We start from the raw sequence: 20,766 nt of genomic DNA, 5'->3' as shown, positions 1-20,766 counted from the left end.
TGGTGTCCAAAGGGAGCAACTGCTCCGATAAACATTTAGGAGGTTCATTAAATGATCGTTCAACCATACCGTCCCGTCACTTATACTATTGGTAGTGTTTCTTCTTCAGGTATGCAAATGCCAATGTCAACAGGAATGCAAGGAATGCAAGGGATGCAAGGCATGGGTAGCATGCCGCCACAAGTTAGCAGCGGAAGTCCGATGACACCAGGAGGGGTTGTAGTTCAAAACCCACCTCAACAGTTTGAACAATCGTATATCGAAAATATCTTCAGACTGAATTTAGGCAAAGTAGGTACATTTTATTTTACTTACGAAAATAACAAAGAGTGGAATGCCAAAGTTTACAAGGGTGTACTGGAAGCTGCGGGCCGTGACCACATTATTATTAGTGACCCAGTAACAGGTCAACGTACTGTATTACTTATGATTTATTTTGATTATGCTACATTTGATGAACCCCTTACTTATCAATACCCTGGTGTCATTGGTAATCCTCCTACAACAAGAAACTGTCGCTAATCAAGTCCTAATATTTGTGGATGAACCCCAACACTTAACGGTGAGGGGTTTTTCTTTATACAGACAGATATTTTGGAATAATAAGGGGAATAAAGACCCATTTTTTTTCGAAAGGACACGCATGCTTGCGGTTTGCCCCAATATATTAATATAATAAAGTATATATTCAAAAACGTGATTCCAGACTGGAGATGAAACCATTGGGAAATTGATACTGAAAGGAACAACTGGCAAGCTTCTTGCCGATACTCTGAAAAAACGAAGGAGGTGGGCCTATCCATCCGTACGGAGAATGATGGATAGGATTATAAATTGAGCGACCCTTTACCCGGTATATTACACGTAGGTCTTATTATTCTGTTGGTATTGTTAAACGGATTTTTTGTTTCAGTCGAATATGCAATGGTAAAAGTACGAAGCGGTAGAATTGATACCCTTATTGAAGAAGGTAGTAAAAAAGCTTTAAAAGCGAGAAGCATCGTACGCAACTTGGAAGGTTATCTATCCGCCTGTCAACTTGGTATTACTTTGGCTTCGCTTGCGCTAGGATGGCTGGGTCAACCAGCTATAGCTAACCTTGTTGGGCCATTATTAGGAAGTATAGGTTTTGGGGTAACCGCAGTTAATGTTGTATCTTTGATTATTGCTCTAATGTTTATCACTATCTTGCATATCGTACTAGGTGAACTTGCACCTAAGACTATTGCTGTTAACAAGGCTGAATCTGTCCTCTTGCTAACATCTGGACCGATGAATGTGTTTTACAAGATCATGTATCCAGTGATATGGATCGTAAATGGGCTAGCACGCGGTTTATTACGGATCTTCCGTTTAGCCCCTGCTTCAGAGCTGGGGACGGCGCATACGGAAGAAGAGATCCGTATTATCATGCAAGAAAGTAATAAAAGCGGCTTTATCGATAATACCGAAATGGCTCTAGTTGACAATATTTTTGAATTCGTGGATACGATGGCCCGTGAGATCATGATTCCTCGGACAGAAATGATCTGCCTGAATAATCATCTTCCAACGGAAGAAAATCTTGAAATTGCTTTTGATGGAATGAGGACGCGTTATCCAGTCTGTGATGGAGATAAGGATCACATTCTTGGCTTCATTCATATCAAGGACTTAATTAGGGATCGTGAACAAAGCTATAATAAGTTAATTCGTCCTATACTAACCGTACCAGAATCTATTCAGATTAGTGCTCTGCTGAAAGTCATGCAGCGTGCGAAGACACAAATCGCCATTCTGATTGATGAGTATGGTGGAACATCGGGAATGGTAACACTGGAAGATATCATGGAGGAAATTGTAGGAGAAATTCAGGATGAGTTCGATGAAGAGCGTCCTGGTGTTGAGAAGCTGGGGGAGGATGAACACTCCATCGACGGCTTGATGCTTATTGAAGAGATCAACGATCTTTTGGGTCTCCACATGGATACAGAGGATTATGATACGATAGGCGGTTGGCTGTATTCTAAACTGGAGGTTAATCCACCTCAAAAAGGGCAGTCTGTAGAATTTGATGATCATCTGTTTATTGTAGAAGAAACGGATAATAAGCGGATTTCTCGAATTAAGCTACTGAAGTTACAGCTATTGACTGAAGAAGCTGGTGCATAACGAACTTATTTATATTTATTAAGACACAGGGCTGTAGCCTTGTGTCTTTTTTTACAGTGTATTTACAGTATTGTTTGCCAAAAAGAGATTTAAAATTATATAATTTTAAATGTATATGATAAAAACTACATTAGTCCACAGAGGACAGAAAGGAATTCTCCTTGAGTAAACCTAATAAAAGTACAAGCGTTCCCCAGCTAAGCAAACAAGAGAAACGGCGGGTAGAACAGGAGCAACAAAAGCAGAAGACGAGAATTTTAATTATTGGTTCAATTGCTTTAGTAGTCATCATTTTTGTTGGATTGTTTATGTTAGCTTCGAAAGATGCCGCAAAAAATGCCACTACGGGAGAACCAGTGGAATTCAATTACAGTGAGCTACCTAGAGTCGGTAAAGAGGATGCACCTGTTAAAATTGTTGAATTTGGTGATTTAAAATGTCCAGCGTGTTCCCAATTTGCAACTTCAGTTAAACCGAAGATTGTTCAAGATTTTGTCAACGAGGGAAAAGCAGCGCTCTACTTTGTAAATATGGCTTTCGTTGGTCCAGACTCTGAGACTGCCTCACTTGCTGCATTATCTGTATATCATCAGAATAAAGATGAATTCTGGAAGTTCTACGATGCTGTATACGCACAGCAAGGTGATGAGAGCGAAGAATGGGCAACTGAAGATTTCTTAGTAAGCCTTGCGGAGAAAGAGAAGTTAACTATCGATTACGAACTGCTACGTAAAGATATCAAGGATCGTACGTATGCAGATGACCTAAATAAGGGCATGCAGCTAGCTACTGAAGCAGGGGTAACTACAACGCCATCCCTTTACATCAATGGAGTAAAGACTGCGGATCCATTTAACATTGAAGCGATTTCAACTGAAATTAATGACGCTGCAAAAGCTGTGGAGGCAAAGTGACAAAGTTCCTATCTTTTTGCAAGCGTAACTGCCTGTATCTGGCCTGGTTCGTCTCTTTAGTTGCTGTTGCCGGTAGCTTGTATTTGAGCGAAGTATTGAAATATGAACCTTGTAAGCTTTGCTGGTTCCAGCGAATTTTCATGTATCCTCAGTTATTCCTCTTGGGAATTGCAACGTTTCGAGGGGATAAACGGATAATCCCTTATGTACTTCCACTAAGCTTGATTGGTGGCAGTATCTCGATCTATCACTATGCGGAACAGAAAATTCCTGCGTTAAGTAAAGTTCTTCCTTGTACAATTGGTGTTCCTTGTAATAAGGATTACTTGAACTTTTTTGGATTCATTACGATACCATTCCTTGCGTTAATCGCTTTTGCTTTAATTAGTATTTTACTTTGGTACGGACGTAAGGAAGAAGAAGTGATGGAGTTAGATACAGAGGAAAGTTTAGGATTTTGATTTTCTAACTTTAAGTGATCCGAAAAAATGTGAAAAGTGATTAAAAACACGATCCAGAGGGATAATTGAAGAGAATGAAAGAGAGCATCCAATAAGACTCTGTATTTGCGCTTACTGGATGTTTTTTCATTCTTTTTTCATTTTTTTCAACGCTTTACTGTAACCACTTTGTAGACTAATATTAGACCTTGTGAGAAGTTGAATATGCGCTGAATTTTCTTAGGAAAAACGGGGGAACCAAACTTGGCATTCGTGCCAATGGGGTGAATCGGAATGGGTCGATTGGACTTAAACCGTAGGGCTATACCACAGCCCGAATCCGCCAGCTAACCTCGTAAGCAAAGGTGGGATAATGACCATGCATAGCATGCGGATCATTTCCGTATGCTATTTTTAGTGTCTGCATTTATGAAATCCACCAATGAAAACAGCGCGCGGAATTTCCGTTTCAGCTCCCAAAGAAAGGAACTGTATCCACCATGGTAAGCAAGGTAAAACGACTATTGATCGGGCGTCCGATGAAGTCGAACGAACTCGATCATGAAAAGTTATCCAAGGTTAAAGCACTGGCTGTCCTGTCTTCTGATGCGCTCTCGTCTGTAGCCTACGGAACGGAACAAATTCTGATTGTACTAGTGGCTGCAGGGTTTACTGCCATCTGGTATTCCCTGCCAATTGCATTAGCCGTATTGGGCCTGCTGGCCATCCTGATTTTATCCTATCGGCAGACGATCTACGCTTATCCTCAGGGAGGCGGAGCTTACATCGTTGCCAAGAGTAATCTTGGTGTTCCGACAGGGCTTTTAGCAGGAGGGTCTTTGTTAGTGGATTACATTCTGACCGTTGCTGTTAGTGCGTCGGCAGGGACGGATGCGATCACATCGGCTTTTCCAAGTCTTCATAATCACACCGTTCTTATTGCAGTATCCGTTATTATTCTTCTTACTTTAATTAATCTTCGCGGAGTTACAGAATCAGCTTCATTCATCGCAATCCCAGTGTATTTATTCGTGGTGTCGATTGTAGTGTTGATTATCTCCGGTATTATTAAATATGCAGCAGGTGGCGTGCATGCGAATGTCCCTGAAATTGGCGCTGCTGTTTCAAATGTTAGTTTGTTTCTACTATTAAAAGCCTTCAGTTCTGGCTGTTCGGCTCTTACGGGTGTAGAGGCTGTATCTAATGCTATTCCAAACTTTAAAGCACCTGCAGAAAAGAATGCAGCCAAGACCTTAATGGTCATGGGAGTTATACTTGGATTTATGTTCACAGGCATCACACTCCTGGCGTATTGGTACGGCATAGTGCCTGACGAAAAGGCCACAGTTGTTTCTCAGATCGCTGAATCGACCTTTGGTCGCGGAACTTTATATTTTTTCATACAAGGTATCACAGCAGTAATTTTGTTCTTGGCGGCTAATACGGCATACTCAGCGTTCCCGCTGCTTGCATTTATGTTTGCAAAAGATAAATATATGCCGCATGCTTTTATGGTTCGTGGTGACCGTCTAGGCTTCTCCAATGGTATTATTTTTCTAGGTGTTCTGTCAGCTCTGCTTGTAGCTGCATTCCACGGAAATACAGAAAGCCTGATTCCTCTTTATGCGGTTGGTGTCTTCATTCCTTTCACATTGTCTCAGCTAGGAATGATGGTTCATTGGTTTAAAACCAAACCAGCGGGATGGAAAAAAAGATTTGTTGTAAATACCATTGGTATGCTGACTACATTGACGATTACGCTTATTTTTATCATTACTAAGTTCTCAAGCGTATGGATGGCTTTCATTTTCTTACCTGCTGTAATGTTTGTGTTCTACCGTATCCACAAGCACTATTTGAATATTGCAGATGAGCTTCGTATATGTCCGAGTACAGATAAACCTTTGATTAAAGGCAGCACGGTTGTTGTCCCTGTTGCCGGTGTAACACGTGCTGTACTGCATTCCATTAGCTATGCCAAGTCTTTAACGGATAATGTTGTAGCAGTATATGTTGGATTTGATGAAGAGGACATCCAAAAGATGGAGCAACGGTGGGAGGAGTGGAACCCAGGTGTACGCCTGATTGTACTTCGTTCCAGATATCGCAGTATTATTCGTCCGTTACTGAAATTTATTGATACAGTGGAGTGGAAGACCGCAGCAACGGATCATATCACGATCCTGATCCCACAATTTATCACTAAGCATTGGTGGCAAGCTGTACTTCATAATCAGACCAGCTTTTTAATCCGTTCTTACCTAATGAATTCAAAAGATGTTGTGGTAGCGACTGTCCCTTATCATTTGAATAAATAGTGAACCCTTAAGGAGAGGCTATATCCGGAACGTTCGGAATATAGCCTTTTTTGTATTTTAAAGAAGGAAATTGTTACAAATCCACAAAATTTAAAATTTATATGTTGACATAGAGAATGAGAATCAATATCATTTAAAAGTGAGACAGAGACAGTCAACATCTTTGAGAAAACATAGCTTGTACACACTAGGAGGGTATTAAATGTTTTGGTTTAACAGAAAAAGATTTGGAAGCATGAAATTAACGATGGTCGGATTAATGGTGATGGTGCTATTTTTATCCGCTTGCGGTAATAATAATTCCGGTAACGCATCAAACGCAGGATCAGAGTCTACGGCAGCACCTACTGCTGAAGCTACAGAAGCTCCTGCAGCGCCTAAGACGTTAACGGATGCAATGGGGCATGAAGTAACGATTCCGGCTAATCCAACGCGTGTACTGGGTTCTTATTTGGAGGATGCTCTGGTAACTCTGGGCGTGACTCCAGTAGCACAATGGTCCGTACCGAATGGTGTTCAAGATTATCTGGCCGCTGAATTGAAAGATGTGCCTACCATTAGCTACGATCTTCCGCTCGAGGCAGTAACCAGCTTTGCTCCGGATCTTATTCTCATCCCATCGGAGTCTTCTGTACAGAACGGTATCTACGACCAACTGAATAAGATTGCACCGACCTATGTGATTGGGGATGAACTAAATCAAGATTGGCGTAAATCGCTGCTCAAGATTGGTGAAATTCTGAACAAGACCCCTGAAGCAGAGAAAGCCATTAAAGAGTATGAAGACAAAGCGGCTGCTGCGAAAGAAGAGCTTGAAGGAGCTATTGGTCAAGAGTCCGTGGCGATTTTATGGTTGGTACAAAAGAACTTCTATATTGTAGATGAAACACGCAGTAGTGGTGCTGTGTTATACACAGACCTTGGTGTAACGCTGCCTAACTTAGTAACAGAAATTCCTGTTGGTACAAGAGCTACTTGGAATCCAATCTCGCTAGAGAAGCTTTCTGAGCTGACGGCAGATCATATTATTCTTGTAAACAGTGATAAGACTGAGGGTTCGGAGATCCTGGACAGTGCAATTTGGAAAGGTATCCCGGCTGTAAAAGCTGGTAATGTGCATGAAATGAGCTCAACAAGCAGCTGGTTATACAGTGGTGCGAACGCTGGCGGCAAAATTATTGATGATGTGTTAGAAAGTCTTGTGAAATAAAAAGTCGTAATTCACCATGAATGAGACTGATCTTTTGGTGGGGAAGGGCGTGCAGATCAAGTATCTTAGGATACTAAGATCTGCACCATTTTTTTATAAACCATTCCCATATTACGGAAAAACTACTCCTACAATTGTACAACCTAATTTTTTTTGCGATAATGAGAATGATTGTTGTTATCATATAGACTAATGTAACTATCGATTAAGGAGACGACTCATGGTTTCACCCTCAGATTTCGCAAATCGCAATAAAAATGATACAAAAAAAGCTCTACATACCCGACCGGCAGCTGCAATGGGTATTCTAGTGATTGGACTTGCTGCTATTGCCTTCGGACTGGCGCTTTCGGTCTCGGTGGGTGCGGCAAATATCAAGCTAGCTACGGTATGGGAAGCAATATTTCATTTCAATCCAGATTTACAGCAACATCAGGTGATAAGAGAACTGCGATTTCCACGCGCGATAGCAGGTGCTATGGTCGGTGCTTGCTTCGCAGTAGCAGGGGCAATCATGCAAGGCATGACAAGAAACCCGCTGGCGGATTCAGGTCTGTTAGGCTTGAATGCGGGAGCAGGTGTAGCGCTGGCCATAGTTTTTGCTTTTGCACCTTCGCTCTCCTTCACTTCACTTATGTTGTTTTGTTTTATAGGTGCCGCTGTAGCCTCATTTATCGTATTCGGAATTGGGTCGCTATCTTTTAATGGCCTTACACCGTTACGTTTAACGCTCGCAGGCTCTGCGGTAAGTGCATTACTGGTTGCTGTTAGTCAGGGTATAGCTATTCTTTTTAACTTATCCCAGGATATTGCCTTCTGGCTGGCTGGAGGAATGGGTGGGGCGAGCTGGACTCAGATCAAGATTATTTTTCCTTGGGTGTTCGTGGCATTAATCGCAGCGATGATATTATCGCGGTCCGTCACTTTGCTCAGCTTAGGAAGAGAAGTTGCTGTTGGTCTGGGGCAGCGGACAAGATTAGTGCAGTTGGCATGTATGATTGTTGTAGTCGTTCTTGCCGGAAGTGCAGTCTCAATGGTTGGCCCGATTGCTTTTATAGGACTAATTATTCCACATGTTACACGTTATTTCGTTGGTGTAGATTATCGCTGGATTATTCCTTGCTCGGCGATTCTAGGGAGCTTATTGATTATCTTTGCGGATATCGCCGCTAGAATGATAAATGCACCTTATGAAACGCCGCTAGGCGCTTTAATAGCCATCATCGGTGTACCTTTCTTTATTTACTTGGCGAGTAAGCGTAAGGGGGAGCTGTAATGCACAGATTAACCCTTTCTCCTAATGAAAAAGAACGCCGCACACGCGCCATTACAGTGTTATCGCTGCTTGCCATTTTGATCGTTGTTGTATTTATTGTCAGTATGAATACAGGATTTATGCGTCTATCCCCCCGGGAGGTATTACATACACTGCTGGGAGATGGAACTCATCAGCAAAAGCTAATTTTATTTGATTTCAGATTACCTCGCATCGTTATTTCATTGTTAGTTGGAGCGGGCTTTGCAGTGTCAGGCTGTATCTTACAAAGTCTCGCTCGGAATGCACTTGCTGAACCGGCTACGCTGGGCATTAGTGCGGGTGCAGGTTTTGCGGTAATCATTTTCATCTCGTTTTTTCCGGCTACAACAGCAGCTCCGGTATTCGTCTTGCCGCTTTTAGCGCTTGGAGGAGCTAGCTTAACCGCCGCTTTAATTTATATTCTTGCATATCGGAAAGCAGATGGTCTGTCTCCAACAAGGTTGATCCTTATCGGGATTGCGGTCGCTGCCGGAATCAATGCTTGCCAGCTTGTGTTAGCCCTTCGGCTTGATCCTAATAATTATCAATTTGTAGCGACTTGGATCGCCGGGAAAATATGGGGTGGCGATTGGAGATTTGTCCTTGCGCTGCTGCCTTGGATAGCGATTCTGTTACCGTTCGCCTTCTATAAGGCCCGTATTCTTAATGTATTGAATCTAGGAGATCATACTTCATTAGGACTTGGAATGCGCGTGGAGAAGGAACGTATTCTCCTTCTGGTAACAGCAGTTGCGCTTGCCGGCTCCTGTGTCGCTGTAAGCGGAGGGATTGGCTTTGTTGGTTTAATTGCACCACATCTAGCCCGCAAGCTTGTGGGACCCCGTCATCAGGTATTATTACCGGCTAGTGCTTTGACAGGGGCACTCCTTATGATTACTGCGGATACCATCGGAAGATGGGTTCTGCAGCCTGCAGAAGTTCCAACAGGCATCGTGGTTGCGATCATTGGTGCACCTTACTTTTTGTATTTACTCGCCAAATCAAAAGTGTAAAACTAAGCTCTTTCTTACGAAGCAAGATAAATTATGTAGTTCATTCTAGGAGCATAGCTTCATAAAACTTTTAAGGAGTGGTTAACATGTCAGAACGTTTGAATACAGAAGAATTAAGTATTGGGTATGCAGAGGCTACAATTGTTAAAGGTTTGAACTTATCCATCCCTACGGGAAAAATCACCGCACTAGTGGGCGCTAACGGCTCTGGTAAATCTACAATTCTTAAAACTATGGCCCGGATCATGAAGCCTAAGAGCGGCAGCGTGATGCTGGACGGCAAATCGATCCATAACTTTTCTACGAAAGAGGTAGCTCGTCAGCTTGCGATCCTACCGCAAAACCCAACGGCTCCAGACGGACTAACGGTCTCTGAACTTGTCAGCTATGGTCGCTTCCCGCATCAAAAAGGATTCGGCACAATGACAGCTGAGGATCGCAGCATTATCTCTAACGCTATCACTGTTACAGGTATGGAGTCTTTCCATGACCGTCCGATTGACCGCTTGTCCGGAGGACAACGTCAGCGTGCTTGGATCGCAATGGCATTGGCACAAGAAACAGACATTCTATTCCTAGACGAACCAACAACATTTCTAGATATGGCGCACCAGCTTGAAGTTCTACAGCTTCTGCAAAAGCTGAATGAGGAAGAAGGCCGTACCATTATTATGGTAGTGCATGATCTGAATCATGCTACTCGTTATGCGCAGCATATGGTAGCTATTAAGTCCGGTACTGTGGTTAGTGAAGGCTCACCTACTGAAGTTATGACACCAGATGTACTGCGGGAAGTGTTTGGAATTGAGGCGGATATTGTTCCAGATCCACGCACCGGTGTGCCACTGTGCCTTCCTTATGAGCTTGCAGCCTATAAAGCGGTGTAAACATAATTGAAAATCATACAACGAACAGGCTCCCGTCATTGACAAGGGAGCCTGTTCGTTGTTACAGTTGTGGTTGCCTACAATTCCATGATACCACTACTTAAAATAGATCAAGAACCATCATTTTTACATGGTTAAAGGAGCATGAAACATGAATATTGACAAAATTCAAGATGACCTAGAGCAATTAATGACTGCAGGAATAGTGAAGAGTCATGAAAACTTAAAGGATCACGTGTATACCAAAATGGGCGGCAAAGCTGATATTTTGGCGGCACCAGCTACTTATGATGAAATTCAAAAGATCGTTACATATGCTGAACAAAATGGGATAACCCTTACGGTACTTGGGAACGGCTCTAACGTGATTATCCGTGATGGAGGCGTGCGTGGGATCGTTCTGCAAACGGCAGGACTAACCGGAATGGGAATTCGTGATAATCTCTTGTATGCGGAGTGCGGCGCCAAGATTATTGATGTTTCCAGATATGCGCTGGAAATGGAGCTTACGGGTCTTGAGTTCGCCTGCGGCATTCCAGGAACGGTTGGTGGAGCGTTATACATGAACGCAGGTGCTTACGGCGGAGAAATTAAAGATGTACTGCATAGCGCGTTGGCTATAACTAAGAGCGGACAATTAGTGACTCTGCAAGGGGATGAGCTGCAATGGGGTTATAGAAAAAGCGTGTTCGCAAGCGGTGAATACATCGTGCTTGAGGCCAATTTTGCTATGACTTCTGGTGATGCATTAGCCATCAAGTCGAAAATGGATGAACTTACTTACCTGCGTGAATCGAAGCAGCCGCTTGAGTATCCATCCTGTGGGAGTGTCTTTAAACGCCCTCCAGGTCGTTTTGCGGGTCAGTTAATTCAAGAGAGTGGCTTACAGGGAACAAGAATCGGTGGTGCTGAGGTATCCAAGAAACACGCAGGATTTATTGTAAATGCAGATAATGCAACCGCCAGTGATTACATCGGGTTAATTCACCATGTAAGATCGACTGTGAAGGATAAATTCGGAGTGGAGCTGGAAACTGAAGTGGAGATCATTGGAGAAGAATAACCTCTAATTAGTAAGAGCCCACAGATTACTGTGGGCTCTTTTGCTGTTATCACTTATGGTTCAATCCACTGATAGGGTGTATTTAGCTCTATCTGTAGTTATTTCCGCCTTGTGATCACCTATATCCTCAATACGAAGCCCGTCAATAGCTAAGTCATAGGTGGAATGTGGTAGAGATACTAGCTCACCATCAGCGTTTAAAGTGCTGCCAAATCCTTTTAATATTAATGCACTCCCTAGATAATCATCGATAACATCCTCCGCACTCCGGAACTCAACTGCCTCCAGATTAAAATGAATTTTATCCAGATCACGAAGCTCTTTCTTTTCAATAACAATGGTTTCATTTACATGACTGTTAACCCAGTCCATCAATTTCTGTATGTTTTGTTCCATAAGATGATCCCACCTTTACTTCAAAGATTATTAGGTTTAAGTTACCCTTTTTGTAGGATTTGAATCCATATTTTTGCCACATCTGAGCGAAAATGAACAAAGGATGGTGCTAAGCTACAGCGAATGTTACAGAATAGCAACAGCAGAGATAATCCTCTACAACCAGAATAAGGATAGATAGATATTAACTATTCGAAAAAGGGGGTAGTGTCATTTGATTCAGCTATCAGAGGTCTCCAAGTATTATCAGGAGAGGTGTGCGGTTGATCGAATAACTTTTGCAGTGGAGAAGGGAGAGGTCTTTGGGTTTCTAGGTCCCAATGGTGCTGGTAAGACGACCACGATGCGAATGATGACGGGTCTTCTTCAGTCTACAAGCGGAGAAATTTTAATTAATGGCATGAATATTTTACGTCATAAAAAAGAAATTCATGCCCAAATTGGCGTTGTTTTCGAGCTTCCCAATCTGTATATGCGTTGTTCTATCCGAGATAATCTAGAGCTGTTTGCTGACCTGTATAGGGTAACAGCCAGTCGGGTGAATGAAGTCATGGAAATTCTTCAACTGTTAGATAAGGAAAAAGCTAAGGTAAGTAGCTTGTCTAAAGGCTGGAAGCAGCGTGTCCTAATCGCCAGAGCATTATTACATAAGCCTCAAGTGTTGTTTTTAGATGAGCCTACGAGTGGATTAGATCCAAATTCAGCCTCACTCATTCGTAATCACATCAAGAAAATTCAATATGAAGGTACAACTATTGTCTTAACAACGCATGATATGCACGAGGCAGAAGAATTAAGCGATAGAGTAGGGATCATGCACGCTGGTGCATTGGTGGCACTTGATGAACCCCATAGACTTAAGACCATGTATGGTAAACCAGAAATTGAAGTGAAATATCAGCAGGATGGAGAAGTGATTATGAAATCCTGGCCGATAGCAGAAGCGTCTACAAAAGATCATATTTATCAGCTAATGTCTAATCATCAAATGATAAGTATGCACAGTAAAGAGGCTTCGCTGGCAGATGTATTTGCTGCCTTGACGGGAAGTGAGTTAAGTTGAGTTATCCGTTATGGAAGCTGTTTAAGCATGAGTGTAAGGATATACTACGTAATCCAGCAACTGTAATCCTAATTGTATTGCCTATATTTATGGCTAAAATAATCATCACTGTAGTGGACAAGAGCGGTCTAGATTTCATGCTTCTTTCAACTTGGATCTTGTTTGCTCAAGTAATGGTTGGAATCATGATTACCGGCCCAGGATTAATTGAGGAGCGAGAGAGTAAAACTTATGATGCACTGTTGATCTCACCGTTAAGCAGAGGTCAGATCATTATTGCTAAGGCGGGTTCTGTTCTTGTCTTTTCGTTATTTTCACAGCTGATAGTTTATGTACTTAATCAAGGGTTGAACATAGATTTATTGTCTTCGTTGATATATATGTTATTGGGTGGAATGATCTTTGTACAAGTTGGAATTATCATCGGATTAAAGGTAAGTTCCTCCAAAAATGGCTCGGCCATCAGCTCTGCATTTATGGTTCTTTTTTTCTTGGTGGCTTCTGTTTACTTAGCTCTTCCAGAATGGACTTATCCGATCTTTGCAGCTTTGCCGAGTATTGAAATCACCCAGAACTTGAACAGTATTCTTAATGGAGAAGGGATATTGCCTGTAGAAAGTCTGCTGTTGCTCATATGGATTGCAGTGCTTTCGGTTTGGATTTGGAAGATCGAGAAAGAGTAGAACTTGTCAGGAGCAGGCCACCCGTGGTATAGTTCAAGACGCAATATGCTTAAAGAAGAAGTCTGCACGGATTGTGCAGGAGAGGTTCGCGAACTCCCTCTATAAAAAACTAAGAGTATATTAAACCGTATAAGCGGATGCTGTCCTTTACCCGGACGTTGCTTCCGTTTCTTCTTAGTGGAGCCAAGTTTTCGAAATCTCGTTCTTCTTTCCATTACCGGCCAAGGCCGAAGGAAAAGAGAGGGGTTTTTTGTCGTGTCAGAAGGAAGATTAAAAGAGGAAATGCAAGAAGTCACTTTGCTTGGTAATCAGGGAACGCAGTACAAGTTTGGTTATGATCCAGACATTCTAGAAGTATTTGATAATAAGCATCCTGGGCGTGATTATTTTGTTAAATTCAACTGCCCTGAGTTTACTAGCTTATGTCCTGTTACAGGCCAGCCGGATTTTGCCACACTGTATATTTCGTATATTCCTGAACAGAAGATGGTGGAATCTAAATCATTAAAGCTGTATTTATTCAGCTTCCGTAACCATGGTGACTTTCATGAGGACTGTGTCAACATTATTATGAATGATCTGATCTCACTGATGGACCCACGGTACATTGAGGTATGGGGCAAATTCACTCCGCGTGGCGGCATATCTATTGATCCTTATTGCAACTATGGAAGACCGGGTACGAAGTATGAGGCGATGGCGGAGCACCGCTTGATCAATCACGACCTCTATCCGGAAAAAGTGGACAACCGCTAATCCCAATAAGTTGATAAGGAGAGATTAAGATGAATAAAAAAGCACTAGTTGTATTCAGCGGCGGACAAGATAGCACCACTTGCCTGATTTGGGCATTGAAGCGTTTTGAGGAAGTGCAGGTAGTTACCTTCAACTATAATCAGCGTCATGCGGCTGAAATCGAAGTTGCTACAGAAATAGCAGCTAAGTTTAATGTAAAACAGCATATTCTTGATTTGGGACTGCTGAATCAACTGGCACCAAATGCTTTAACACGGCAGGATATTGATATTGTGGCTGGCGAAGGCGATGACCTTCCAAGTACGTTTGTGGACGGACGAAATCTGTTGTTTTTATCTTTTGCCGCAATATTAGCTAAACAGTTAGGTTATTCCCATATTGTTACTGGAGTCTGCCAAACGGACTTTAGCGGATATCCGGACTGCCGTGATGTCTTTGTGAAATCATTGAATGTTACGCTGAATTTATCTATGGACTATGAGTTTGCAATACACACTCCACTGATGTGGCTGGATAAAAAAGAAACGTGGAAGATGGCCGATGAACTGGGTTATTTTGATTATGTTCGCGAACACACTCTGACCTGTTATAACGGCATAATTGGCAGAGGTTGTGGAACTTGTCCAGCATGTCTATTACGTCAGCGGGGACTTGAACAATATGAGGCGGAAAGAACGGAGGTCCGTTCTTAATGCTTAACGAGGTCTCAGTCTGCAAAATATTTACGTTCGACGCGGCGCATCAGTTAGTGGGTCACAAAGGGAAGTGCAGTAACCTGCACGGTCATACGTATAAGCTCGAAGTAGTGCTTAAGGGCAAACCTATGACCGCGGAAGGCCATTCGGACGAAGGGTTTGTAATTGATTTCAGCGATATCAAAACAACAGTGCAGCAAAGCCTTGTAGACCGTCTAGATCATGCTTTTCTCGCTATGGGAAATGAACCTGTGTTAGAGACGTTAACGAATACGGGTTCCAAAGTAGCTTTGCTGTCTTTCCGGACCACCGTTGAGAATATGTCTTCATATATAGCATACAAGCTTAAGCAAGCGGGGCTTCCCTTGTACGCTGTAAAGCTATGGGAGACACCAACCTCTTGGGCAGAAGTGCTGGCTGAAGATATCCCTGAGGATGGACCATCTTACCGCTTGTATGGAGGCTGTGATTGTGAGTAAGATTCCTGTAATTGAAATCTTCGGTCCGACCATTCAAGGTGAAGGTGCGGTAATTGGTGTGAAGACTATGTTTGTCCGCACCTATGGCTGCGATTATCGCTGTGGCTGGTGTGACTCCGCTTTTACTTGGGATGGTTCGGCTAAGGATAAGGTTCGAATGATGGCCTCGGATGAGATTATGAATGAACTTATAGCTATAGCTGGAGATAATTTCGACTGTGTTACGATTTCAGGCGGCAATCCTGCTTTAATTGGTGATGGGATGGGCGCTTTTATTAACCTGCTACATGAGCGAGGGATACAAGCTGCAATAGAAACTCAGGGCAGTAAATGGCAGGAATGGTTCAATGACGTGGATGTGCTGACCATTAGTCCGAAGCCGCCAAGCTCAGGGATGACAACGAATTGGGAAATGCTAGATAACATCATGAGTAAGCTGGAGAATCTGGGCCGTTCCACACACAGTCTTAAAGTCGTTGTGTTTGACGATAAGGACTTCGGTTATGCAAAAGACATTCACCAGCGATATCCAAATGTACAGCTCTATCTGCAGCCTGGGAATGATGATGTCACTGAAGAGGGTGACATTTCTGCTCGACTTTTGGGATGGCTGGAATGGTTGTTTAATAAAATAATCTTAGATCCTGAAATGAATAGAGTGCGTGTACTACCACAGATGCATGCTTTAATCTGGCATAATAAGCGTGGCAAGTAAAAAGGGTTGTAATGTAAAGGGTGTCTGCATAGCAGATGCCCTTTTTTGTTGATTTGAGTCTTTAAAAAGGTAGATAGAATGTCCCATAATCTGGTATGATTTTCATAAAAGTTATAGGAGGTACCTAATGGGAAATTTAACTGCACTGTTAATTATTGATGTTCAAGAAGCTATGTTCTCCTATCCTGATCAAAAGCTGTACGATGAAGAGGGTGTGATGGAGAGAATTATTTCCCTTCAGCATAAGGCTAGGGTGGCAGGTACTCCAATTGTTTATATTCAACATACGGAAGATGAGGAATACACAAAAGGTACGTCCACATGGCAGATCAGTCATCGTATCACACCGCAGGAAGGCGAAGTTATTGTGGAGAAGCCTACTTGGGATGCTTTTCACCAAACCGTGTTGCAAGATGAGCTACAGAAGCTCGGGATCACGAATCTGGTGATTTGTGGTATGCAAAGTGAATTCTGTCTAGATACAACGATAAGACGCGCATATAGCATGGGATATAAAAGTGTGCTAGTTTCAGATGCTCATAGCACCTTTGATAATGGGGTTCTGAGTAGTAGAGAGATCGTTAAGCATCATAATGCGGTAATTGGAGGTAGATTCGCCCAGTTACGAGCTGAAAGCGAGGTTCAGTTTAGATGAATACCCCACAGGTTGCCATGAAACCTATTCAGCGTTCACGACTTAGACTATTTGCCGGAAAGCGATATTTTATTTGGAAAAGATACTTGAAATGGTGTACTGATCGCGGCAAGATGGCGAAGCAGCGCACTAGTGATATTTTATCTTGTGAGGCCATGACTCACTCTACACCGTTATTACGTAGTCTTCGGAATGTAGATATGGTGCTTCAATATAATAAAATAACAAATTTACGGCTGGCGATCGCGAAACTGGATGGACTCATGGTGCGGCCGGGGGAGACGTTTTCCTATTGGAGAAGCATCGGCAAGCCCAGTAAGCGAAAAGGTTATCTGGAAGGTATGGTTCTGCATTATGGCGATTTTCATTCTGGAGTTGGCGGGGGGCTATGCCAGCTGTCTAATCTGATCTACTGGATGACACTGCATACTCCTCTTACGGTTACGGAACGGCATCGGCACAGCTATGATGTATTTCCAGATGAACAGCGCACACAGCCATTTGGAAGCGGTGCTACCTGTTCTTATAATTATTTGGATCTTCAAGTGAAGAATAACACGAATCAAACGTATCAATTAAAGCTCTGGCTGGATGACAGTCATTTGCACGGGGAATGGAGATGCGATGAGCAGTCCCTTTATAAATATGAAGTGTACGAAAGTGATCATCGGATAAGCCTAGAACCATGGGGAGGGTATATCCGCAGTAACAAGATTAGTCGAAAAGTATTTACACGTTCCGGAGAGCTGGTTGGAGATGAAGCTATTACTGATAATTACGCACTTATGATGTATTCTCCGCTTCTTCATGGATAAGAGGATAGGGCTTAGGGTTATAACATAGAAAGACACGTTATCGTTCTACCCTATACCATACTTCAAAGGAGCGGATTAACAGCATGAAAGCATTAACCTACCAAGGGAAGAAGAAAGTGAAAGTTAAAGAGGTTGCTGATCCGAAGATTGAGAAAAAGGATGACATCATCGTACGAATTACCTCTACAGCGATTTGTGGCTCAGATCTGCACATTTTTAACGGTGAAATTCCAGGTATGCATGATGATTATGTTATTGGCCATGAGCCCATGGGGATTGTTGAGGAGATCGGTCCAGACGTAACTAAAGTCAAGAAAGGCGACCGGATCATTATTCCCTTTAATGTAGCCTGTGGTCAGTGCTACTTCTGCCAGCATGAGATGGAGAGTCAATGCGACAATGCTAATGACGCCAAGGATACAGGCGGGTATCTGGGTTATTCCGATACTTATGGGGGCTTTGCAGGAGGGCAAGCCGAATTACTGCGGGTTCCTTATGGTAATTTCGGTCCTTTTGTTGTTCCTGAGGATGCAGAAATGGAAGATGAGAAAATTCTTTTCTTATCTGATATTGTGCCTACTGCTTGGTGGGGCGTAGAAAGCGGCGGAGTGAAGCCAGGGGATACAGTCATTGTTCTCGGCTGCGGGCCTGTTGGACTGCTTACTCAGAAGTTTGCCTGGATCAAAGGCGCCTCAAGAGTCATTGCGGTTGATCATATTGGCTACCGTCTGCAGCATGCGAAGCTGACAAATAATGTAGAAATTTACAACTTTGAAGAGATTAAGGATATTGAAGCTCATTTGAAGGAGATAACACATGGGGGCGCAGATGTAGTTATTGACTGTGTAGGTTTGGATGCCAAAATATCTGCTTTGGAGAAAGTGGAGACCACGTTGAAGCTACAAGGAGGCTCACTCAGCGCATTTAGAATGGCCTCGGATATCGTACGTAAATTCGGAACTATTCAGCTTGTGGGGGTTTATGGACTTACTTACAATATGTTCCCTTTGGGTCATCTATTTGAACGCAACATTACTTTGAAAATGGGACAGGCTCCAGTGATTCATTATATGCCTTTACTTTATAAGATGATTAAAGAGAATAAATTTGATCCTACAGATATCATTACGCATCGCTTGCCTATCAGTAAAGCGGAGCATGGCTATGACATTTTTAGTGAGAAAAAAGAGGATTGCATCAAGGTGGTTCTGAAACCTTAGGCTTTAAGAAGCATGAGCTCTCGTCAGAAATGACATTGCTTATGCTTTTTTTAGCGAAATCTAATGAAAATAGATGCATTTTTTCACGGTCTGCGTTAAATTAACATAAGTGACTTAAGATATTGAAAGGACGCGTACCATGTGAAGCTTAAAAAACCGCCACTTCCTATTCCAATTTTAATGTTGATTGGGATTGTGGCCATCTCTTTTTCTGCCATTTTTATCAAGTGGTCTGCAGCACCAGCATCTATACAAGGAATGTATCGGCTGTTGTTCACCTCGTTGCTGATGTTGCCTTTTGCAAGACCATACAGCGGAGCAGCGTTCGCGCTTCGTAAAAAAGACTGGATCATGCTAGTGCTCTCAGGCACTATGCTAGCGCTACATTTTTTGCTTTGGATGGGCTCTTTGAAGTATACTTCGGTAGCTAGTTCAACAATGATCATGGCGCTGGAGCCCGTGTTTATTATGCTGGGCGTTTATTTTTTGTATAAGGAAAAAACAGCTGTGTCTGCTATTCTAGGGTTGAGTATTGCTATTGGCGGAGTAGTTTTTATCGGTTGGGGAGATATTGGTATCTCTGCAGATAATCTTAAAGGTGATTTGTTATCGGTTGGTGGAACAGTAGCGGTCGCTGTGCATATGCTTATCGGTCAAAAGCTTGTAGTGCGCATGCCCTCATACCTGTATAGCTTGATAGTCTTCTTATCAGCGGCTGGTGTGTTTGCCATATACAATCTGTTCATGGGGATTTCATTTTTTAATTTTCCTGCGAATGAGTGGGGAATCTTCGTTTTGCTAGCAGTGGTTCCAACGGTGTTCGGGCATATTTTATTTAATTGGCTGCTTCAGTATGTATCCGCAACTACGGTATCTATGAACATCTTAGGAGAACCAGTGGGGGCAAGTATCCTTGCGTATCTGCTCTTGGGTGAACAATTAACTGCGCTTCAATGGGCAGGTGGACTTTTGGTTATGTTTGGACTGGGCGTATATTTGTACGCTGGAAGAAAGAAAACAATTCAGGTGGCAGATGCCATTCAGAATGCTTCATAACAGATATTTTAATCATAAAGGGGTCGCAAGGTATGGAAGAACAAGATCAAAATTTAGAACTGCATCCTGGAAAAGGCACTTCGCCAACAAGTGAGGAACTATGGAACGAAGACACGTACACAGCTTGGGTTGCTCGATTTGGTACACCGTCAGAGGCAGCGGCCAAGTTAATCAAGGAACCAAGTGCAAAGCTGTACCCGCTCTCTTCTTATTTTGGAGATGTACAGGGTAAAAAGATGATGAATCTCATGGGATCAAACGGAATGAAGGCAGTCGCTCTGTCATTACTCGGGGCGGACGTAACTGTTGCCGACTTCTCGGAGGCTAATGCGCGTTATGCTGCTGATCTCGCACAAGAAGCGGGTGTTCAGCTTAACTATATCGTATCGGATGTTCTGAAGCTTCCAGATCACGTACTGGATGGTTCATATGATATCGTATTTGCGGAGTTAGGGATTGTTCATTACTTTACCGACCTTGCTCTGTTTATGGAAACCGTCCGCCATTTACTTTCTCCTGGTGGGATTTTTGTTCTGCGCGATTTCCATCCTGTGACGACTAAGCTTATATCCTCGAAGGGTTCTACAGCGAAGGTTCGCAAACACAAAGTCAGCGGTGACTACTTCGATACGACATTGGAAGAAAAAAGAGTCTCATACTCTAAGTATTTGCCTTCAACAAGCAAACCAGCAGGCGAACAGGAGCATAGCGTGGTATATTGGCGTCGCTGGACGCTTGGAGAAATTGTAACAGCTGCTGCCAGTTCCGGGCTTGTGATCCGCCAATTGATCGAAGAACCCAATCTATCCTCTGATGTTTATGATAAAGGAATACCAAAGACATTCACCTTGGTGGCTGGTAATGGTCAGAACCTGTAAGAGTATGTGTTTACACGTTACAATAACCTTATTTTTCTCGTAGAAACGGCTGCATCGTCCCT

General features: G+C 42.8%; 22 protein-coding genes and 2 riboswitches. Of the genes, 21 read left to right on the top strand and 1 reads right to left on the bottom strand.

What is annotated here, in order from left to right; genetic code table 11:
• The first annotated feature begins 51 nt into the window (after nt 1-51).
• From gerQ to murB, 10 genes are all read left to right on the top strand, one after another.
• The gene (gene gerQ, locus NSU15_RS16205; RefSeq protein WP_042128182.1) at nt 52-522 is read left to right on the top strand and encodes a spore coat protein GerQ; all 471 of its coding nucleotides are present in this window, start codon (nt 52-54) and stop codon (nt 520-522) included.
• Nucleotides 523-834: 312 nt separating this feature from the next.
• The gene (locus NSU15_RS16200; protein WP_042128180.1) at nt 835-2,151 is read left to right on the top strand and encodes a hemolysin family protein; all 1,317 of its coding nucleotides are present in this window, start codon (nt 835-837) and stop codon (nt 2,149-2,151) included.
• Nucleotides 2,152-2,312: 161 nt separating this feature from the next.
• Entirely contained in the window at nt 2,313-3,065 is a 753-nt protein-coding gene (locus tag NSU15_RS16195) for a thioredoxin domain-containing protein (protein WP_339286737.1), read from the top strand.
• Nucleotides 3,062-3,526, top strand: coding sequence for a disulfide oxidoreductase (locus NSU15_RS16190; RefSeq protein ID WP_042128176.1), 465 nt, complete (start codon nt 3,062-3,064; stop codon nt 3,524-3,526). The genes NSU15_RS16195 and NSU15_RS16190 overlap by 4 nt, the downstream gene beginning before the upstream one ends.
• A 197-nt stretch (nt 3,527-3,723) precedes the next feature.
• A riboswitch (cyclic di-AMP (ydaO/yuaA leader) is annotated at nt 3,724-3,882 on the top strand.
• 123 nt (nt 3,883-4,005) lie between these two features.
• Nucleotides 4,006-5,823, top strand: a complete 1,818-nt coding sequence (locus NSU15_RS16185) for an APC family permease (protein ID WP_339286735.1) — start codon at nt 4,006-4,008, stop codon at nt 5,821-5,823.
• Nucleotides 5,824-6,025: 202 nt separating this feature from the next.
• On the top strand, nt 6,026-7,033 hold the full coding sequence (locus tag NSU15_RS16180) for an iron-hydroxamate ABC transporter substrate-binding protein (RefSeq protein ID WP_339286733.1): 1,008 nt from the start codon (nt 6,026-6,028) through the stop codon (nt 7,031-7,033).
• A gap of 220 nt (nt 7,034-7,253) precedes the next feature.
• Nucleotides 7,254-8,309 carry an iron ABC transporter permease gene (locus tag NSU15_RS16175; RefSeq protein WP_042128171.1) on the top strand — a complete coding sequence of 352 codons (1,056 nt, stop codon included), beginning with the start codon at nt 7,254-7,256 and terminating at the stop codon, nt 8,307-8,309.
• Nucleotides 8,309-9,343 (top strand): iron ABC transporter permease, encoded by a 1,035-nt coding sequence (locus tag NSU15_RS16170; RefSeq protein WP_339286730.1) that lies wholly within the window; start codon nt 8,309-8,311, stop codon nt 9,341-9,343. The genes NSU15_RS16175 and NSU15_RS16170 overlap by 1 nt, the downstream gene beginning before the upstream one ends.
• Before the next feature lie 86 nt (nt 9,344-9,429).
• The gene (locus NSU15_RS16165; protein WP_060623435.1) at nt 9,430-10,230 is read left to right on the top strand and encodes an ABC transporter ATP-binding protein; all 801 of its coding nucleotides are present in this window, start codon (nt 9,430-9,432) and stop codon (nt 10,228-10,230) included.
• A gap of 151 nt (nt 10,231-10,381) precedes the next feature.
• Nucleotides 10,382-11,293 carry a UDP-N-acetylmuramate dehydrogenase gene (gene murB / locus NSU15_RS16160; RefSeq protein WP_076120503.1) on the top strand — a complete coding sequence of 304 codons (912 nt, stop codon included), beginning with the start codon at nt 10,382-10,384 and terminating at the stop codon, nt 11,291-11,293.
• Nucleotides 11,294-11,353: 60 nt separating this feature from the next.
• On the opposite strand, the gene NSU15_RS16155 is transcribed toward murB, so the two are convergent.
• On the bottom strand, nt 11,354-11,689 hold the full coding sequence (locus tag NSU15_RS16155; RefSeq protein WP_339286726.1) for a hypothetical protein: 336 nt from the start codon (nt 11,687-11,689) through the stop codon (nt 11,354-11,356).
• Between the two features lie 214 nt (nt 11,690-11,903).
• On the opposite strand from NSU15_RS16155, the gene NSU15_RS16150 reads away from it, so the two are divergent.
• From NSU15_RS16150 to NSU15_RS16100, 11 genes are all read left to right on the top strand, one after another.
• Nucleotides 11,904-12,752, top strand: a complete 849-nt coding sequence (locus tag NSU15_RS16150) for an ABC transporter ATP-binding protein (RefSeq protein ID WP_339286724.1) — start codon at nt 11,904-11,906, stop codon at nt 12,750-12,752.
• Nucleotides 12,749-13,435: an ABC transporter permease gene (locus NSU15_RS16145; RefSeq protein WP_156114814.1), complete on the top strand. Its 687-nt coding sequence runs from the start codon at nt 12,749-12,751 to the stop codon at nt 13,433-13,435. The genes NSU15_RS16150 and NSU15_RS16145 overlap by 4 nt, the downstream gene beginning before the upstream one ends.
• Before the next feature lie 75 nt (nt 13,436-13,510).
• A riboswitch (PreQ1 riboswitch) is annotated at nt 13,511-13,554 on the top strand.
• A gap of 163 nt (nt 13,555-13,717) precedes the next feature.
• Nucleotides 13,718-14,191 (top strand): preQ(1) synthase, encoded by a 474-nt coding sequence (queF, locus tag NSU15_RS16140; protein WP_036687775.1) that lies wholly within the window; start codon nt 13,718-13,720, stop codon nt 14,189-14,191.
• A gap of 29 nt (nt 14,192-14,220) precedes the next feature.
• Nucleotides 14,221-14,883 carry a 7-cyano-7-deazaguanine synthase QueC gene (gene queC, locus NSU15_RS16135; RefSeq protein WP_339286721.1) on the top strand — a complete coding sequence of 221 codons (663 nt, stop codon included), beginning with the start codon at nt 14,221-14,223 and terminating at the stop codon, nt 14,881-14,883.
• Nucleotides 14,883-15,365: a 6-carboxytetrahydropterin synthase gene (locus NSU15_RS16130; protein ID WP_042128160.1), complete on the top strand. Its 483-nt coding sequence runs from the start codon at nt 14,883-14,885 to the stop codon at nt 15,363-15,365. The genes queC and NSU15_RS16130 overlap by 1 nt, the downstream gene beginning before the upstream one ends.
• Nucleotides 15,358-16,080: a 7-carboxy-7-deazaguanine synthase QueE gene (queE, locus tag NSU15_RS16125; protein WP_339286720.1), complete on the top strand. Its 723-nt coding sequence runs from the start codon at nt 15,358-15,360 to the stop codon at nt 16,078-16,080. Before NSU15_RS16130 ends, queE begins: the two co-directional genes overlap by 8 nt.
• A 127-nt stretch (nt 16,081-16,207) precedes the next feature.
• Nucleotides 16,208-16,735, top strand: coding sequence for a cysteine hydrolase family protein (locus tag NSU15_RS16120; RefSeq protein WP_339286719.1), 528 nt, complete (start codon nt 16,208-16,210; stop codon nt 16,733-16,735).
• Nucleotides 16,732-17,550, top strand: coding sequence for a VanW family protein (locus NSU15_RS16115; RefSeq protein WP_339286718.1), 819 nt, complete (start codon nt 16,732-16,734; stop codon nt 17,548-17,550). The genes NSU15_RS16120 and NSU15_RS16115 overlap by 4 nt, the downstream gene beginning before the upstream one ends.
• Nucleotides 17,551-17,633: 83 nt before the next feature.
• Nucleotides 17,634-18,770: a zinc-dependent alcohol dehydrogenase gene (locus NSU15_RS16110; protein ID WP_339286717.1), complete on the top strand. Its 1,137-nt coding sequence runs from the start codon at nt 17,634-17,636 to the stop codon at nt 18,768-18,770.
• A 141-nt stretch (nt 18,771-18,911) separates the two neighbouring features.
• The gene (locus NSU15_RS16105; protein WP_339286715.1) at nt 18,912-19,826 is read left to right on the top strand and encodes a DMT family transporter; all 915 of its coding nucleotides are present in this window, start codon (nt 18,912-18,914) and stop codon (nt 19,824-19,826) included.
• Between the two features lie 32 nt (nt 19,827-19,858).
• Nucleotides 19,859-20,704 (top strand): class I SAM-dependent methyltransferase, encoded by an 846-nt coding sequence (locus NSU15_RS16100; RefSeq protein ID WP_339286714.1) that lies wholly within the window; start codon nt 19,859-19,861, stop codon nt 20,702-20,704.
• Nucleotides 20,705-20,766 lie beyond the last annotated feature (62 nt).

The sequence above is a fragment of the Paenibacillus sp. FSL E2-0201 genome, from assembly GCF_037963325.1.
In the GTDB taxonomy this organism is placed as follows: Bacteria; Bacillota; Bacilli; order Paenibacillales; family Paenibacillaceae; genus Paenibacillus_AQ.
Note: the sequence above shows the minus strand (reverse complement) of the source record. Positions and strands in the feature narration are given on the sequence as shown.

Bases quoted from the DNA above. Each gene is read 5' to 3' on its own strand.
- queC (WP_339286721.1), top strand. From the start codon at position 14,221: ATGAATAAAAAAGCACTAGTTGTATTCAGCGGCGGACAAGATAGCACC.
- queF (WP_036687775.1), top strand. From the start codon at position 13,718: ATGCAAGAAGTCACTTTGCTTGGTAATCAGGGAACGCAGTACAAGTTT.
- NSU15_RS16185 (WP_339286735.1), top strand. From the start codon at position 4,006: ATGGTAAGCAAGGTAAAACGACTATTGATCGGGCGTCCGATGAAGTCG.
- gerQ (WP_042128182.1), top strand. From the start codon at position 52: ATGATCGTTCAACCATACCGTCCCGTCACTTATACTATTGGTAGTGTT.
- NSU15_RS16110 (WP_339286717.1), top strand. From the start codon at position 17,634: ATGAAAGCATTAACCTACCAAGGGAAGAAGAAAGTGAAAGTTAAAGAG.
- NSU15_RS16130 (WP_042128160.1), top strand. From the start codon at position 14,883: ATGCTTAACGAGGTCTCAGTCTGCAAAATATTTACGTTCGACGCGGCG.
- murB (WP_076120503.1), top strand. From the start codon at position 10,382: ATGAATATTGACAAAATTCAAGATGACCTAGAGCAATTAATGACTGCA.
- NSU15_RS16170 (WP_339286730.1), top strand. From the start codon at position 8,309: ATGCACAGATTAACCCTTTCTCCTAATGAAAAAGAACGCCGCACACGC.
- NSU15_RS16115 (WP_339286718.1), top strand. From the start codon at position 16,732: ATGAATACCCCACAGGTTGCCATGAAACCTATTCAGCGTTCACGACTT.
- NSU15_RS16175 (WP_042128171.1), top strand. From the start codon at position 7,254: ATGGTTTCACCCTCAGATTTCGCAAATCGCAATAAAAATGATACAAAA.
- NSU15_RS16165 (WP_060623435.1), top strand. From the start codon at position 9,430: ATGTCAGAACGTTTGAATACAGAAGAATTAAGTATTGGGTATGCAGAG.
- NSU15_RS16155 (WP_339286726.1), bottom strand. From the start codon at position 11,689: ATGGAACAAAACATACAGAAATTGATGGACTGGGTTAACAGTCATGTA.
- NSU15_RS16120 (WP_339286719.1), top strand. From the start codon at position 16,208: ATGGGAAATTTAACTGCACTGTTAATTATTGATGTTCAAGAAGCTATG.
- NSU15_RS16180 (WP_339286733.1), top strand. From the start codon at position 6,026: ATGTTTTGGTTTAACAGAAAAAGATTTGGAAGCATGAAATTAACGATG.
- NSU15_RS16100 (WP_339286714.1), top strand. From the start codon at position 19,859: ATGGAAGAACAAGATCAAAATTTAGAACTGCATCCTGGAAAAGGCACT.